Source organism: Paenibacillus dakarensis, assembly GCF_001373415.1.
Lineage (GTDB): Bacteria > Bacillota > Bacilli > Paenibacillales > Paenibacillaceae > Paenibacillus_AQ > Paenibacillus_AQ dakarensis.
This window is the reverse complement of sequence record NZ_CDSE01000050.1, coordinates 1-16,076: the sequence shown is the minus strand read 5'-3', so window position 1 is coordinate 16,076 and position 16,076 is coordinate 1. Positions and strand designations below refer to the sequence as shown.

15 protein-coding genes are annotated in these 16,076 nt (G+C 48.2%); 4 read left to right on the top strand and 11 right to left on the bottom strand.

Annotation, left to right across the window (positions count from 1 at the left end):
- The first annotated feature begins 2 nt into the window (after positions 1-2).
- Together BN1234_RS13745 and BN1234_RS13740 are read left to right on the top strand one after the other, a co-directional pair.
- Positions 3-1,235 (top strand): DNA polymerase IV, encoded by a 1,233-nt coding sequence (locus BN1234_RS13745; protein ID WP_054957241.1) that lies wholly within the window; start codon positions 3-5, stop codon positions 1,233-1,235.
- Complete coding sequence (locus tag BN1234_RS13740) at positions 1,232-1,717, top strand: YhjD family protein (protein WP_054957240.1); 486 nt, start codon at positions 1,232-1,234, stop codon at positions 1,715-1,717. Before BN1234_RS13745 ends, BN1234_RS13740 begins: the two co-directional genes overlap by 4 nt.
- A gap of 155 nt (positions 1,718-1,872) precedes the next feature.
- On the opposite strand, the gene BN1234_RS13735 is transcribed toward BN1234_RS13740, so the two are convergent.
- Complete coding sequence (locus BN1234_RS13735; RefSeq protein ID WP_054957239.1) at positions 1,873-3,174, bottom strand: NCS2 family permease; 1,302 nt, start codon at positions 3,172-3,174, stop codon at positions 1,873-1,875.
- A 180-nt stretch (positions 3,175-3,354) separates the two neighbouring features.
- Between BN1234_RS13735 and BN1234_RS13730 the strand changes: the two genes are divergently transcribed.
- On the top strand, positions 3,355-4,029 hold the full coding sequence (locus tag BN1234_RS13730; RefSeq protein WP_054957238.1) for an SOS response-associated peptidase: 675 nt from the start codon (positions 3,355-3,357) through the stop codon (positions 4,027-4,029).
- Between the two features lie 120 nt (positions 4,030-4,149).
- Here BN1234_RS13730 and BN1234_RS13725 read toward each other — a convergent pair whose 3' ends face one another.
- The 4 genes from BN1234_RS13725 to BN1234_RS13710 all read right to left on the bottom strand — a co-directional run bounded on the left by BN1234_RS13725 (position 4,150) and on the right by BN1234_RS13710 (position 9,274).
- Positions 4,150-4,437 carry a stage VI sporulation protein F gene (locus BN1234_RS13725; protein ID WP_054957237.1) on the bottom strand — a complete coding sequence of 96 codons (288 nt, stop codon included), beginning with the start codon at positions 4,435-4,437 and terminating at the stop codon, positions 4,150-4,152.
- 87 nt (positions 4,438-4,524) lie between these two features.
- Positions 4,525-6,576 carry an ATP-dependent DNA helicase RecG gene (recG, locus tag BN1234_RS13720; protein ID WP_054957236.1) on the bottom strand — a complete coding sequence of 684 codons (2,052 nt, stop codon included), beginning with the start codon at positions 6,574-6,576 and terminating at the stop codon, positions 4,525-4,527.
- Positions 6,577-6,590: 14 nt separating this feature from the next.
- Positions 6,591-7,448: a DegV family protein gene (locus tag BN1234_RS13715; protein ID WP_054957235.1), complete on the bottom strand. Its 858-nt coding sequence runs from the start codon at positions 7,446-7,448 to the stop codon at positions 6,591-6,593.
- 47 nt (positions 7,449-7,495) lie between these two features.
- Entirely contained in the window at positions 7,496-9,274 is a 1,779-nt protein-coding gene (locus tag BN1234_RS13710) for a DAK2 domain-containing protein (protein WP_054957234.1), read from the bottom strand.
- 361 nt (positions 9,275-9,635) lie between these two features.
- Here BN1234_RS13710 and rpmB point away from each other — a divergent pair, with 361 nt between their 5' ends.
- A complete protein-coding gene (gene rpmB / locus BN1234_RS13705) occupies positions 9,636-9,824 on the top strand; it encodes a 50S ribosomal protein L28 (protein ID WP_054957233.1) in 189 nt (62 codons plus the stop codon).
- Between the two features lie 303 nt (positions 9,825-10,127).
- Here rpmB and spoVM read toward each other — a convergent pair whose 3' ends face one another.
- The 6 genes from spoVM to rlmN form a co-directional block, all read right to left on the bottom strand.
- Positions 10,128-10,208, bottom strand: coding sequence for a stage V sporulation protein SpoVM (spoVM, locus tag BN1234_RS13700; RefSeq protein WP_034273235.1), 81 nt, complete (start codon positions 10,206-10,208; stop codon positions 10,128-10,130).
- Positions 10,209-10,368: 160 nt separating this feature from the next.
- Positions 10,369-11,028: a ribulose-phosphate 3-epimerase gene (gene rpe, locus BN1234_RS13695; RefSeq protein WP_054957232.1), complete on the bottom strand. Its 660-nt coding sequence runs from the start codon at positions 11,026-11,028 to the stop codon at positions 10,369-10,371.
- 4 nt (positions 11,029-11,032) lie between these two features.
- Positions 11,033-11,941, bottom strand: coding sequence for a ribosome small subunit-dependent GTPase A (rsgA, locus tag BN1234_RS13690; RefSeq protein WP_054957231.1), 909 nt, complete (start codon positions 11,939-11,941; stop codon positions 11,033-11,035).
- 28 nt (positions 11,942-11,969) lie between these two features.
- On the bottom strand, positions 11,970-14,150 hold the full coding sequence (pknB, locus tag BN1234_RS13685) for a Stk1 family PASTA domain-containing Ser/Thr kinase (RefSeq protein WP_054957230.1): 2,181 nt from the start codon (positions 14,148-14,150) through the stop codon (positions 11,970-11,972).
- Positions 14,147-14,923 (bottom strand): Stp1/IreP family PP2C-type Ser/Thr phosphatase, encoded by a 777-nt coding sequence (locus tag BN1234_RS13680; protein ID WP_054957229.1) that lies wholly within the window; start codon positions 14,921-14,923, stop codon positions 14,147-14,149. The genes pknB and BN1234_RS13680 overlap by 4 nt, the downstream gene beginning before the upstream one ends.
- A gap of 7 nt (positions 14,924-14,930) precedes the next feature.
- Positions 14,931-15,971: a dual-specificity RNA methyltransferase RlmN gene (rlmN, locus tag BN1234_RS13675; protein ID WP_054957242.1), complete on the bottom strand. Its 1,041-nt coding sequence runs from the start codon at positions 15,969-15,971 to the stop codon at positions 14,931-14,933.
- Between the last annotated feature and the right edge of the window lie 105 nt (positions 15,972-16,076).

The following is a 16,076-nucleotide window of genomic DNA, read 5'->3' as shown; positions in this document are numbered from 1 at the left end:
TAATCGACGGACAGTCTTTTTACGCTTCAGTGGAGAAGGCCGCTCATCCGGAATATCGGGATAAGCCTGTTGCCGTGGGAGATCCTGCAAGACTTAACGGTATTGTGCTTGCAGCATGCCCCATCGCAAAATCCCGCGGTGTGACAACAGCCTCTAGAGTCGGGGAAGCTATGGCTAAATGCCCGGACCTCATTGTCATCCGTCCCAGAATGCAGACCTATATTCAAGTATCCTTATTCATTACGCAAATTTTTGAATCCTATACCGATCTTGTGGAGCCTTACAGTGTAGATGAGCAGTTTCTCGATGTGACAGGCTCAACCGCTTATTTCGGGTCCCCGTATGAGATGGCCAAAAGAATTCAAAACCATGTGCTGCTGTCCACAGGCGTCTGGACGAGAGTCGGCATCGGTCCAACAAAGGTCCTCGCCAAGATGGCCACCGATAACTATGCCAAGAAGATGCCTGAAGGTGTCTTCGAGCTTACCTTCGACAAGCTGGAGTCTACGTTATGGAAGCTTCCTGTGCATCACATGTTCATGGTAGCCTCTGCGATGACCCGCCATTTCACACGCATGGGACTGGGCTGCATCGGAGACATCGCACGGATGGAATTCGGGGAGTTTAAAGCGCGAATGCGGCGCGAAATGGGCAAGCAGAGCGATATTCAGGCGGCCTATTATTGGCAGACCGCCCGCGGGATCGATCCCAGCCCCGTCGTATCCGGAATACGGCATCAATTAAAGTCAATCAGTCACGGCAAAGCGCTCCGCTGGAGTCTGTACCGCCGGCTCCAGGATATTGAGGTTGTTCTCCTGGAGCTTGTGGTTGAGGTATGCCAGCGCACAAGGCGCCACAACTATTTAGGCTCTGTTGTTACAGTGTCCGCTGCAGAAACGGATGGTGAACGAACGTCATGGTTTAGCAGGCAGATGACACTGCCTGAGCCAACAGCGCTCACCCATGAAGTAGCTGCCGCTGCGCGCAAGCTGTTTATCGATCATTGGAACGGGCTTCCGCTCAGCAACCTGAGCATCTCCCTGTCTCAACTGACAGACGACAGCGTGATTCAGCTGACCCTTTTTGATGACCGATCCCTTGCTTTTCGTAAAGAACGTGTCATTGATGCGATTAAGAATAGGTACGGAAGCGGGGCCATTATGCGTGCATCTTCGCTGCAGGAGTCCGGCGTCGCACGGGAAAGAGCTGAACAAATTGGAGGGCATTACAAATGAGCAAGCTGGATGGTAACGAACGCTGGAAGTCCAAGATGCTATTAACAGAGCATGTCGAGCAGTATGAGCAGCAGCATGCTTCCCAGAGAAGCAAGATCATCACCCCGGAAGAACAAACGATGATCCGCGATTATATCCTATTGCCGCATATGGAGAAAATGGTTCAGAAGAGCATTGCCGACGCTGAGTACTCCACCAATATTCTGAAACGGTTATATGTTCTCGCCAGCCAGAAAATCCTTGAACAGATTATGCAGGACTTGTACAGAATCAGGCGCGAACTCAAGCAGCGGAATATTAAGATTTTGACCGAGGAGCAATCCGACCTCGTGATCTACCACCGTTATTACTGCCGGGGATATGAAGATCGCTTTGGTATGACACGAGATGTGATGCGGGCAGAAATCAGTGTGCAGCTGACGAAGTATATGTCGGAGCTGGCGAGACTTCTGAAGGATTATTCCAAGGATAAGCATTCATAAAATGGCTGAGAAGCTGAGCCATATCCCCCCTGCTTCATCAGCATCCGAATGAATCCGATCGATTGCCATTAAAAAAGCCAGAGAACTCTACCCTGTCATGACAGGGAGAATTCTCCGGCTTTTTTATCTTTGAAGCGATCAATCGATCAAGCTAATCAATGCGGTACAAAAGCAAGCTGCAAAATAAACAAGACGGCAAATACATACATGAGCGGATGCACCGCATGGAATTGCCCTTTAACCACCTTCATCAATGGATAAGTGATAAAGCCAAGCGCAATCCCTGTTGAGATGCTGGAGGTAAGCGGCATCGTCAGAATGACGAGGAACGCCGGGAACGCTTCATCGAAATCGTCCCAACGGATGCTTTTCACATTACCAAGCATCAAGCAGCCAACCACAATAAGAGAAGGTGCCGTAATCGCAGACAACCCGGACACCGCTCCCACAAGCGGACTGAAAAATGCAGCAATTGCGAAGAGAATCGCAACCACAACTGCAGTCAAGCCTGTGCGTCCACCGGCGCCGACACCTGCAGCAGATTCAACATATGCCGTCGTTGGGCTTGTACCCAGCATAGAGCCGGCAACCGTTGCGACCGAGTCTGATAACATAGCCCGCTCGGCGCGAGGCAGCTTATTGTCCTTCATCAGGCCAGCCTGCTCAGCTACACCCACTACCGTACCCGTGGTATCGAACAAGGTGACCAGCAGGAAGGAGAACACGACGGCGTACAAGCTGTGCGATATAACATCTCCTAAAGCCTCAATCGGATTCCATACCAGAATTCCTTCCGGAAGTGTAGGTACAGAGACAATCCCCTCGGAAAAGGATAGCATACCCACAAAATAAGCGATGATGCCGGTAATAATCATACCGATAAACAGGGCGCCTTTTACATTACGGGACAGCAGAATCAGGGTTACTGCAAGACCAACAAGCGCCAATATCACATTAGGCTGATGCAGATCGCCCAGCGCTACGAGATTATCAGGGTGAGCCGTCACGATTCCGCTCATCCGCAGACCGATAAAAGCGATAAACAATCCAATCCCCGCGGTAATCGCATGCTTCAAATTGGGAGGTATCATCTCAATCAACCGGCTGCGCAGCGTTGTCATTGACAGCAGCAGGAACAGAATCCCCGCAATAAATACAGCAGAGAAAGCAGCTACATAAGATAAATTCTCATGTCCTTGAACAACCGAATATGTAAAATAAGCGTTAAGCCCCATACCCGGTGCGACAGCAATCGGATAACGGGCAACCAATCCCATCAGCAAGGTACCGATAACCGCTGCTATAACCGTTGCCGTAAAGCTCTGCTCAAATGGAACACCTGCTCCGGACAGAATCAACGGGTTAACGACCATAATGTACGCCATGGTGAAAAAGGTAGTTGCTCCAGCAACAACCTCAGTCTTCACTGAAGTTCCATTGGCTTTTAAATCAAACACTGAATTGCCTCCATTTCTAATGTGAAAATCATATGCTGCAAAAACGCACCTAACTATTATAGGGGAACGAAGCTTTTTCGCCAACCTTAAATATGTGTATACTTTAGACATAGAGCCGCGAGACGACAATCATTTTTACGATATGGCTTATAATCATTGTGCCTGAAAGAGGTGAAAACTATGTGCGGACGCTTCACATTAACGGTTACTTGGGAGGAATTACTCAGTCGCTTTTTGATTGATCCTGACTCTGTCAGTCCATTTCATGCTCCTCGTTATAATATTGCTCCTACACAGATGGTAGCGGCTGTCATTCATGACGGCGAACGCCGCCGGATGGGACAGCTTCGCTGGGGGCTCGTCCCTTCCTGGGCAAAAGACGCTGCGGGAAGTGCCAAAATGATCAATGCCCGCAGTGAAACGCTTGAGGAGAAACCAGCTTATAAAGTCCCTTTCCTTCGGAAAAGATGCCTGATCCCCGCAGATAGCTTCTACGAATGGCAGCGTACACCAGGTGGAAAGAAGCCCCACCTGATCGGGATGAAGGACGGCAGCATATTCAGCATGGCCGGTTTATACGACATGTGGACAGCCCCGGACGGAAGCAAACTCAGTACGTGTACAGTCATTACTACCCGCCCCAATCCATTAATGGAGGATATTCATGACCGTATGCCCGTCATTCTAAGACCTGAAGATGAGGAACGATGGATCAGTCGTAATACAAGCCGTGATGAGCTGAAACGGCTGCTTGTACCCTTCCCTGCTGCCGGAATGACCGCTGCCGCCGTAGGAACAACCGTCAACTCCGTCAAGAACGACACGCCTGAGTGCATACAGCCTATTACGGGCTAAGCCCTCACCGGGAGGAACGCAATAAACCAGGCGTATTTACCCTGGCTCAGCATTTAAAAAGCCTCTGCAGCAGTTTGCAGAGGCTTTTCTCTATCTGTTGGCATAGATGAAATTAACGAATCAACGGAACATCCCCCACAGCTTGATTAAATGAAATGTATTATTCGGATCAATGCGCTGTGCAAGGACAAATTTAACGATCTGCTGTTCCTGTACAGGACTGAGCTTTTCATCCAAAATGCCTGTGCATGTACGTACCAGCTGCTGTACTTTGGCGCTGTTCTGAAGATCGACTTTGGACAAGCCTTGAACCACACCTTTAACTCTCTCCTTGACAGCAGGATTCTTCATCTTCTGCTTAATACGTTCCACAAGCTGCGGACTTATACCATATTGTTGATAACTCAAAACCTTCGGCACCTCCCGTTATAACTCTGGTCATGGTTTGAGTATATGACGAGGGCCCGTCCATTGTGCTATCTATCTTTTTATGAGTTAATCGATAAGGTCCCCCTGGAAAATTTGTTCCTTCTGCAAAAACTCTCTCAACGGTGCATAACTCGGTGAAGTCCAGAACGACGCATCGCCAACAAGAGCAGCAGCGTCTCCTCTGGCCTGCTCAACCACCTCAAAATCAGCGACCATATCCGCCAGTCTAAACTCCGGAACTCCACTCTGCTTCGTTCCGAAGAAGTCACCAGGTCCCCGTAAATCCAGATCGCGGCGCGCCACTTCAAATCCGTCTTCGGTCTCGGTCATCACCTGCATCCGCTCCTGCCCAACCTCAGATTTCGGATCAGCCACCAATATACAGAATGAAGCGTGAGCGCCTCTTCCAACCCGGCCGCGCAGCTGATGAAGCTGTGACAGGCCAAACCGGTCGGCATCCATAATAATCATCAGGGTTGCGTTCGGAACGTCAACACCGACCTCAACAACCGTAGTCGAGATGAGGAGGTGCAGCTCATTGTTGTAAAATCCGCGCATCACTTCATCTTTCTCCCCTGGTGTCATCCGCCCGTGCAGCAGCCCGACACGATACTTCGGAAATGCTTGCTGCAACTGAACATGCAGATCGATCGCATTCTGCACATCCAGCTTGTCAGATTCTTCAATAAGTGGACAGATCACATAGGCCTGCCGACCCTGATCAATCTCTCTGGCGATAAATCCGAGCACCCGTTCCATCAGGTCATGCTTCACCCAATAAGTCGTGATAGGAATACGTCCCTTGGGTCTTTCCGATATGGTTGAGACATCCATATCCCCAAAAGCGGTAATCGCCATCGTTCGCGGAATCGGTGTCGCTGTCATCGTCAATACATCCGGATTGTATCCTTTCCGGCGGAGAATGCTGCGCTGGTTCACACCGAATCGGTGCTGCTCGTCCGTTACAACAAGGCCGAGCTCTCTGAAATAAACATCTTCCTGAATGAGGGCATGTGTACCAACCACAATGTCAATCAGCCCCATTTGCAGTGATGCAAGCAGATCCTTGCGCTTTCTCCCTGTCACACTTCCTGTCAGAAGCCCTACCGTAACGCCAAACGGCTCAAACAGCTTTTGTAAGGAACGCATATGCTGCTCAGCAAGTATTTCCGTAGGAACCATCAGAGCGCCTTGAAAGCCTGATCTGACCGTGGCATACAAAGCAATGGCAGCAATCACCGTTTTGCCGGAACCGACATCGCCTTGAAGCAGTCGATTCATGCAATATGGTGACCGCATATCGTGCAGGATTTCAAGCTCGACCCGCTTTTGCGCATCCGTCAGCTCGAAAGGCAGACTCCGTACGAACTCCCGAATCGTTGCATTATCAACGGTATGTACAACACCATCCATCCGGTCACGATTCAGCGCCCGGAATGCCTGCATTTTCAACTGGAACATGAACAGCTCTTCATATACCATCCGCCGCCGGCCCTCTTGCCCTTCCTTCGTATCCACAGGCTGATGAATTGTAGCAATCGCCTGCTTCCGGGGCATCAGGTTATACTTCTGGATAAGTGCCTGGGGAAGAATCTCCGGGATCATATCCCCATACTGCTGAAGTGCTTGTACCATCGTCTTTCGAAGCCAGGACTGCGTAATTTTTCCGCCAACCGAGTATACCGGCTGCAGTGTGCCGCTTCGGAATGCCCCTTTATCCGGAAATTCCGATTCCGTTGTCGTCAGCTGCATCCGCCGCTGATCCCATTTGCCTGTCAGCACAATTTCACGTCCTGCCGTCAGCTGATCCTTCAGGAAATGGCGGTTAAACCATGTCGCCGTAAACATCCAGTTCTCAGCCAGCATCTTGCACGAAAGACGTGACTTTTTACCATACCTCTGTAATACAGGAATACCTGCAATTTTGGCTTGTATTGTAATTTTATCCCCATCCTTCACCTCACTCAGTGAACGAAGGCGGTAATCTTCATACCGGAACGGGTAATATTCCAGCAAATCCTTAACCGTAAAGATGCCAAAGGCGTGAAGCTCCCCTTCTTTCAGGGCGCTCACGCCGTTGATCTGCCTTACGGATATTTGATCTAGATCGAGATTCATGAATTCTCCCCCAATCAAGCGGGCCAAATATACGCGGCAATGGTGCCCGGTCCCACATGGGTGCCGATAACTGCTCCAATATCGGACAGGACGGTTTCTTTCACCGTAAATACAGCAGATAGCTGCTCCAGGAAATCATTGACCGAAGCCGGGTCTGCCGTATGGCCTACCGCTACATTAATATTCGTAATCCCTGCCAGGTCACGTTGGAATAGCTCAATCATTCTGGCAGTCGCTTTTTTGCGGCCTCTCACTTTTTCAACCGGATATATAACACCTTCATCATCTATGGATAAAATCGGTTTGATGTTCAGCAGCGTACCAAGTACAGCCGAAGCTTTACCGATGCGCCCACCCTTCTGCAAATATTCCAAGGTATCCACAAGGAAATACAGTTGGCGTTTAGACCGAAGCTCTTCGATGGAAGCTACAATCTCATTCACTGGCAATCCATCCGCCGCAAGCTTTGCTGCATGAACTACAAACATTCCAAAACCGTACGATGCTGACTTCGAATCCCATACGGTGATATCAGGATCCCCTTCTACAAGCGAAGCAGCCAGCAGCGCCGATTGATAAGTACCACTCATTGCCGAAGAAAGGTTGATCGTTAGAATGGAGCTGTCTGGGAACTCCTTCAGAATCGATTCATACACTTCTAAAAAATCAGCCGGAGAAGGCTGAGAGGTTGTCGGCAGCTGCGGAGATTTAACGAGTCGTGTATAGAACTCGCCAGCGGTAATCTCCACCCCGTCCAAATACGTCTCATCACCGAACATCAGACGTAATGGAACAATACGTATGCCATACTTATTTACCAGTTCTGCCGGAATATCCGCTGTGCTGTCTGTGACAATAACAGTTTTCTTCACCGGGTACCCCTCCCTAAAATAACCATCATAATTAGATCAAAACACAATTAAGATTCAACAGAGAACAAATATGCATAAATAGGCTGTCCGCCGTAATGCACTTCCACTTCCGCATTCGGATAGGTATCTTCAAGCCAAGTAGTCAGGCTCTCTGTAATTTCTTCAGTTGCGTCTTCCCCTGTAAGAAGAGTGACAATTTCATCCCCGGAACCGAGCATTTTACCCAGCAACTCCTGACATGCAGTCAGCAGATCGGATGCCGCAGCAACGATCTTTGAATTTTGAATACCAATAAATTCACCAGCTTTAATCTGAAGTTCATCAATATTAGTATCCCGCACTGCGTAAGTTACTTGTCCAGACTGGACACGTGAAACGGCTTCGATCATATTCTCGGTATTGGTTTCAACACTTTCATCCTCCTGGAACTCGAACGCTGCCGCAATTCCTTGTGGAATCGTCTTACTCGGAACTACAATTACATTCCGTTCACCTTCAAGAAGATCTCTTGCCTGTTGTGCTGCCAGAACAATATTGGAGTTGTTTGGCAAAATATAAATCTGCTGAGCTGAGATCGAAGCAATCGCATTAACGAAGTCTTCCGTACTCGGATTCATAGTCTGGCCGCCAGCCAGTACGACATCCACACCCAGGCTCTTAAAGATGCTGGAGATTCCTTCACCAGAGGATACAGCGATGAATCCATATGGAGCCAGCTCATCAGCAGGCGGAACAGCAGGTGCTTCAGGTGTCTTGGATTCAGCAGGAATATCCGCGAACAGTTCAGGCATCGGCGCGCTGTCCATACCAGTCGACAGCAGATCACGATGCTGTTCACGCATATTCAGAATATGAATCTGTGTAATTTCACCGTACAGTAAAGCTAAATTAAGCACTTCCCCGGGAGCTTTCGAATGCACATGCACTTTAATGGTCTCATCATCAGCAATAACAATAATCGAGTCACCATTAACAGAAAGAGCTTTTCTGAATTTATCCTCGTCGAACGGTGTGGACTGATTATTACCTAACTGTCTGTTGATGAAAAACTCCATATCATACAGAAATTCGATTTCCTCAGTTGAAAGCTTGGATTGTGCTGAAGCAGGCGTTTGTACAGTCGCCAGATCCGGATGAGTAACGATGCCCTCAACATTTCGAGGTACAGTACGTTCTGCAGGCGCAGGAACTGGTCCCGAAGAAGCAGAGCCATTTTTCAGCGATCTTAAGAACCCTTCATAGATGTAAACAAGACCTTGTCCGCCAGAATCCACAACACCAACCTGTTTCAAAACCGGCAGCATTTCAGGGGTTTGGGACAACGTTTCCTTGGCTTTCGCCAGCACCTGCTCCATCAGCTCCACGATATCAGTGCTTCTGCGCGAATAATACACAGCATGCTTGGCAGCCTCTTTCGCAACGGTGAGGATAGTTCCCTCAACAGGCTTAACAACCGCTTTATAAGCCGCCTCTACACCTGTCTGCAGCGCAGCTGCAAATTGGGTGGTATTTAATTCTGTATAAGGTGCTGCATAACGGCTGAAGCCGCGGAATAATTGTGACAGAATAACTCCGGAATTTCCCCGAGCTCCCATCAAAAGTCCCTTAGACAGTACACCAGCACTATGCCCTACCGATTCCGAATACTTGCTCTTCAGTTCTGCTACGCCAGCAGTCATTGTCAAATTCATGTTAGTTCCCGTGTCGCCATCCGGAACCGGGAATACATTTAAGGAATTGACATGCTCTGCATGCAAATGCAGTTGTTCCGCTCCGGCTAATACCATTGCGGTAAATTCTGTTCCATTCAAAGAACGCTTACTCAATGAGAATACCCCTTCCTGGCTTGATACAAAAAACGCTTCAATTGTATGTTTTCTTTATTATTCAGAGCTTTAAGCCGGTTATCGCCCAACAAAAAACAGACATCTATGATTAATAAATTAGTCACAAAGCTCGTTATGGGCAAGGCTCTCGTCTCCGAGCCTTCGGTATTGAACTCCGCCAAGCGAGGACAAACCGATTAGCCCATCTGATTTCTTAGGAAATATTATGGACTAAACAACATTGTACTATAAGAAGAAAGAGAAATAAATGTTTTTAGGATAGTTGACGGAGTAATTTTTTCTGTGATATGATATTTAGGTATTGTTTTATGCAGGGTTATGAAACAAGGAGGTGTAATCTATGTCTCGTAAATGTTATGTAACAGGTAAGAAACCAGGCACCGGTAACCACGTTTCCCACGCCAACAACCACAACAAACGTTCTTGGGGCGTAAACGTTCAGAAGGTTCGTATTCTGGTAGACGGCAAGCCAAAACGTGTATACGTCAGCACTCGCGCTTTGAAATCCGGTAAAGTGACTCGCGTATAATGAATCAATGCCCATACACATAGAAACGATTGCGTCATCCATTGAAACAGGGCGATCGCGTTTCTGCAAGAAATATAAGCCTAGTATAGCGAAATATTATACTTCCTTATGTTTAAGAAAAACTTCTCAATCTCCAGCTTTTCAAGGGCTGCCCGGGACAAGGAAGTTTTTCTTGCGTTTGCTTACATATGTCTAAACAAAAAGCACCCTGAACACAGCAGGTGCTTTTTTTAATGCCTCTTACCCGGTTTAGCCGCAGCAAGTCTGCCCCGGACGGAGGTTCTGTTATGCCGGAACAAGCTGTCAGCTTTTGTGAAACGTGTTTAGAATGGCCTTCACAAAACCTCCTAGAAACTTCGGCAGCTTGAACGTATAAAATTTCATGTCTCACCCTCCCCATCATTCTCATGCCTTCTAGTTATTTTATGCACCAAGCCCATCGATGTGAACAATAACAAAAAAAGGCTACATGAGAACCCAGCTCATGTAACCATATTTATGCGGCAATTCGCCGCCCTATGCATCCACGCAGATGACTTGTAACTTAGATCTGTGCGCTCTTCCGAATCTCTGCAATCGCAGACGAGCGATCCGGCTTGCCATAAACAGCGCTTCCCGCAACCAAAACGTTCGCACCTGCTTTCACGACCAGTGGAGCCGTCTGTGCTGTAATACCGCCATCGACTTCAATAAGAGTACTCGGATTGGATCCTTCGGCAATCCACTCGCGCAGCTGCTCAATCTTCTGTACTGTACGTTCGATGAACGCTTGGCCGCCAAATCCGGGATTTACAGTCATGACAAGTACCAAATCCAGATCCGGGAGTACTTCCTGCAGAACATGCGCCGGGGTTCCCGGATTAATAGCCACACCGGCTTTAACACCATGCTCCTTAATTAAATGAATCACACGATGAAGGTGCGGGCAGGTTTCAGCATGAACTGTAATATAATCTGCTCCCGCCTTTGCAAAATCAGCAATATAACGCTCGGGCGCTTCAATCATCAGATGCACATCAAGCGGCAGCGTTGTATGAGGACGAATAGCTTGTACGATTGGAGGCCCAAGTGTAATATTAGGCACGAAATGTCCGTCCATAACGTCCACATGGATCCAGTCCGCTCCCCCAGTCTGCACTTCTGCAATTTCATCACCCAATTTGGAAAAATCGGCCGAAAGTATCGATGGTGCAATCTTAATCATAGTCCTAGTACCTCCGCTTCTTGTCTTTCATTTCCGTAAGAAATTCAACATAGTGTTCATAACGGCTGGATGCAATAAGTCCTTCTTCCTTGGCTTCAATAACCCGGCAGCCTGGTTCATGGGTATGACTGCAGCCTCTAAATCTGCAGCTTTCCGCGAAAGGAATGAACTCCCTAAAACTGCTCGACAGCTCCTCTACACCAAGCTCCTGAAAATCCAGCTGGCTAAACCCTGGTGTATCCACCACAAAGCCGCCGTTATCCAGTTCAATCAGCTCAACATGTCTGGTCGTATGGCGACCGCGGCCAAGCCGCAGGCTAATCTCGCTCGTCTCAAGAGACAACCCTGGCATTAATGCATTCAGGAGCGATGATTTGCCTACCCCCGATTGACCAGAGAACACACTAATTTGATCAGCCAGTCGTTCTTTGACGATTTGAGTTCCTGTTCCTTCCAAGGAACTCGTAACAATGACCTCATAACCAATTCCCTCGTATAAAGCCTTGGCCCGCTCAGCAGAATCATCTTCAGCCTCCGCCAGATCCTGCTTCGTCAGACAGATCAATGCATCTAAACCTGCATGTTCAACATGCACGAGGAATTTATCGAGCAGCAGCAGGCTGAGGTCAGGTTCTTTGATCGAGAATAATAGAACGGCCAAATGAACATTAGCAACAGGCGGACGTATTAATTGGGAAGACCGTGGAAGAATCTCATCCACGGTCCCTTCCCCATTCTCGGTCAAAGAATATATGACGCGATCTCCGACAAGCGGAGATTCACCTCTCTTTTTGAATATACCACGAGCTCTGCATTGAACCGATGGGTCCTCTCCGGATACAACATTGCCTTCTCGCAATGGTTTGACATAATAATATCCGCTTAGTGCCTTAACAATCAGTCCTTCAAGCATATGCAGACCTCACTTTCGATAGTTGGTATTACTTATTCTTACCCTTCCCGTTACCATTACCATTGTTACCTCGGCCATTCCCCGGATTGGAAGACTCGTCATCCGGGTCATTCTCATCACTGTCACCCTCACCCTGGCCTTCATCTTCTCCGCCATCCTCTTCTGGCGGATTCGTAGTGGCCGGAACCTCAGGCTGCTGCGGCGGTTCAATCTCAGGAACAGGCACGGTTCCATTCTTCGCATCAGAATACGAAACGTAGTACGTGTCGAATGCACGACCATCCCTGTAGACTTGTATAGAGCCGTTCTTGTCAGGAGCAAGCAGAAGCTCTACCGGAATCATCTCCGTCGTGCTGATGGTACGGCCTTCCCCTTCCTGGTTATCACCAAGTGCATCAGAGTAAACTATACGAATCTTGCTCTTTTCTCCCTCGACTTTAGGAGCTACCGGAACTTTAAAAGTATATTTGAAAGCCTCCGGAGGATAGCCTGAGCTCACTGTTAGATTCTGAGCCGTTCCAGGTGTTGCCGGCTGGTCAGGGTTCCAAGGCCACTGCTTGATCACTTTCCCTTTCTCCACCGTGAAGCTTGGCTCTTCATCTACCGTACCGACCTTCAGACCCAGTTCCTTGATTCTGCTCTCCGCTTGACTGCGGCTCATCCCGGTCAAGTCTTCCATCGGAACAGATTCCTTGCCTTTACTAACAACCAGATAGACTACCGTTTCATCTGGATCAAATTCGGTATTGCTGTCCGGCGATTCCGGCGATTGGGAAATAATTAGACCTGCCGATACGTTATCGTTATATTCCTCAGACGTACTGATTCGTTTTTCGATAACCCCTTGATCTTTCAGCAATTTAATTGCCTCATCAAGCGTTTTATTAACTACATTCGGCATTTTACTTAAAGGCTTGGCGTCCGCAACCGATAGCTGAATTTCAGAGCCCTCTTTGACGATTGAGCCTTCCTTCTTGCTCTGTTCGTATACCGTTCCTTCAGCGATACCTTGCTTGTACTTCCTAATGACTTCATCACTAACAACGAGCCCTGCCTCCTCTAATGTGCGGACAGCTTCTTCTTCTGTCATATTTACCACATTAGGGACAGGAACATCGGGAACAACAAACAAATGATTCACATATATAACTACACCTGCAAGGATACCCAGAAAAAGAACAGCTAAACCGATAAAAAAGGCTGGTTTCTTCCACTTCTTCTTGCCGGCACCCTTGACGGACGTTTCCTCCGGCTCATCATCTCCATTTGCATCGCCGGTGCTCACGGGAGCAGCATATTTATGCTCGCCCGACTGCATCGTTTTGATGGCTGGCATGACTCTTGTCTGATCCTCATCTTCTTCGAAAGTCAGCTTTGGCTCGTTACGCCGACTTGGCAGCAGGCAGGTTTCGAGATCCTGCATCATTTCTTCAGCAGACTGATACCGCTCCTGAGGATTCTTCCGCATGGACTTCAGAATGATATTCTCTACGCTTTGAGGAATGAGCGGATTAACTTCCCGCGGTTCATCAAATTCCTCCTGGAGATGTTTAAGCGCCACGCTGATCGGGCTTTCTCCAAGGAACGGAAGACGTGCGGTCAACATTTGGTACAGCACGATACCAAGAGAATATAAATCTGATTTCTCGCCTGTAGCAACACCCTTGGCATGCTCCGGTGAGAAATAATGAACGGAACCGACGACCGATCCCGTCTGGGTAATGGTCGTTGAGGTAACTGCTCTTGCGATACCGAAATCCGTTACCTTAACCCGGCCATTACGCCCGATCAAAATATTATGCGGCTTAATATCACGGTGAATGATTTGATTATGATGAGCATGATCCAGTGCATCACATATTTGAGAGGCGATCCGCACAGCTTCATCGACCTGGAGCGGTGCTCTCTCCTTAATAATTTCATTGAGGTTATGTCCCTCAACATATTCCATAACGATATAATGAATATCATCCTCTTGGCCGACATCATAGATGCTGACCACATTCGGATGCGATAATGACGCCGCCGATTGTGCCTCACGCCTAAACCGGCGAATAAATTCCTCGTCGTGCACAAACTGCTGCCGCAGCACTTTGATCGCTACGTTTCGGTTCAATAAAATGTCCTGTGCCTTATAGACCAGCGCCATTCCACCGCCGCCGATTCGTTCTAGGATCTTGTAACGACCAGCCAATTCATGTCCGATCATGAATTCCACCCCTTTTTACTTAGCCCAGCAGCTTCTTCTTGATGTTCAAACAGGGCGACGGTGATGTTGTCGTCGCCTCCGGCGAGAAGCGCCAGTTGAAGCAAGCGGTCCGCTTTCTCCTGAAGAGGAATTTCAAGTGAGCCGACGATTTGTCCTATCCGGTCCCGATCAACCAGATTACTTAGCCCGTCGCTGCATAACAGCAGCACCTCTCCCGCCTCAATTGTTATTGGGCTCATTTCAACGGATACCGTTTGATCCGTCCCAAGTGCCCGAATAAGCACATTTTTACGCGGATGAGACTCTAACTCTTCTTCAGTTATTTGACCGCTTTTAAACAATTCATTGACCAATGTGTGGTCCTCTGTCAGCCGGGTTACTTGATCCCCCGACACTTTATAGGCCCGGCTGTCACCGATATGTCCAATGCAGCCTTCATGACCACGGAGAAGTACAGCCACAATGGTCGTCCCCATGTTATGCATCCGCTCGTCGGCGGAAGCTTCATGGTAAATTACTTCGTTGGCATGCAAGATGGCGCTGCGAAGCGCAGATTGTATACCATCCATAGACAGATCAGGCTTCAGAGAAGCTAAGTCTTCAGACACAGTCTGAACTGCAAGTCTACTGGCAGTATCACCTGCAAGGTGCCCGCCCATCCCATCGGCAACAATGCCGAGTGTATAGCCATGCTCTATTTGAGCGATTAGAACAGAGTCCTCATTCACCTGCCGAACCCGCCCAACATGGCTGACATGAACCGTATTGATCAAATTATTCTCACCCCAACTCCATATGCTTGGCCCGAAGCTGACCGCAAGCGGCAGCAATGTCATGGCCTTGTTCCCGACGGATCGTTACATTTACGCCTTTTTCCGCCAGAGTACGTTGAAATTTGAAAATATCATTACGCGACGTACGGACATATTTCCGTTCCGGCACGTGGTTAACAGGGATCAGGTTAACATGACAGTTCATATCTTTGATCACATCTGCAAGCTCTGCCGCATGTTCCACTTGGTCATTGACACCGCCAATCAAGGCATATTCGAATGTAATACGGCGTCCTGTCTTCGCCTGATAATAACGAAGTGCCTCTATCACATCATCGAACGGAAAACGACGGTTAACAGGCATCAGCTTGGAGCGAAGCTTGTCATTAGGCGCATGGATGGAAATCGCCAGGTTAATCTGGGTATCCTCCTCAGCGAACTTATAGATATTCGGCACAATACCGCTCGTTGATACCGTTATATGACGCTGACCGATATTCAAGCCTTTCTCGTGAATCATCGTACGCAAGAACTTCATCGTTGCATCATAATTCTCGAACGGTTCACCCGAGCCCATAATAACAATGCTGCTGACGCGCTCACCTCTTTGATCGAGAATCTTTTGCGCCTGAACAACTTGGGCTACAATCTCTCCGGATGTCAGGTTTCGTTTTAATCCGCCCAGTGTTGAAGCGCAGAACGTACAGCCAATCCGGCAACCAACCTGGGTCGTCACACAAATGCTGTTCCCGTAGTTATGCTTCATAATAACCGTCTCGATTGCATGATCATCATGCAAACCGAACAGAAACTTGACCGTACCATCCTTCGACTCGAACTTGGTAATTTCAGTCAAGGTCACAAAGCTGAATTGATCATTCAGCTTTTGGCGCATATCCTTGGACAGATTCGTCATCTCTTCAAACGAATTTACGCGTTTAACATACAGCCAGTCAAAAATTTGAGATCCGCGGAATGCGGGTTCTCCATTCTCCTGAGCCCATTCCTGCAGCTCTTCCAGCGAATAATCGTATATAAAAGGGTTCATCTCACCACACCTGTCTTTTTCATTCATATGCATCACTTTTCTCATTCTTCCTATTCTAACACAAATAAAAGATACGGTAAAAGAGAAAACCCGCCGGCACGGCGG

Excerpts from the sequence above, each read along its gene's own strand:
- BN1234_RS13740 (WP_054957240.1), top strand. The coding sequence starts at position 1,232 with ATGAGCAAGCTGGATGGTAACGAACGCTGGAAGTCCAAGATGCTATTA.
- BN1234_RS13730 (WP_054957238.1), top strand. The coding sequence starts at position 3,355 with ATGTGCGGACGCTTCACATTAACGGTTACTTGGGAGGAATTACTCAGT.
- recG (WP_054957236.1), bottom strand. The coding sequence starts at position 6,576 with ATGAATCTCGATCTAGATCAAATATCCGTAAGGCAGATCAACGGCGTG.
- rpmB (WP_054957233.1), top strand. The coding sequence starts at position 9,636 with ATGTCTCGTAAATGTTATGTAACAGGTAAGAAACCAGGCACCGGTAAC.
- spoVM (WP_034273235.1), bottom strand. The coding sequence starts at position 10,208 with ATGAAATTTTATACGTTCAAGCTGCCGAAGTTTCTAGGAGGTTTTGTG.
- rpe (WP_054957232.1), bottom strand. The coding sequence starts at position 11,028 with ATGATTAAGATTGCACCATCGATACTTTCGGCCGATTTTTCCAAATTG.
- rsgA (WP_054957231.1), bottom strand. The coding sequence starts at position 11,941 with ATGCTTGAAGGACTGATTGTTAAGGCACTAAGCGGATATTATTATGTC.
- pknB (WP_054957230.1), bottom strand. The coding sequence starts at position 14,150 with ATGATCGGACATGAATTGGCTGGTCGTTACAAGATCCTAGAACGAATC.
- rlmN (WP_054957242.1), bottom strand. The coding sequence starts at position 15,971 with ATGAACCCTTTTATATACGATTATTCGCTGGAAGAGCTGCAGGAATGG.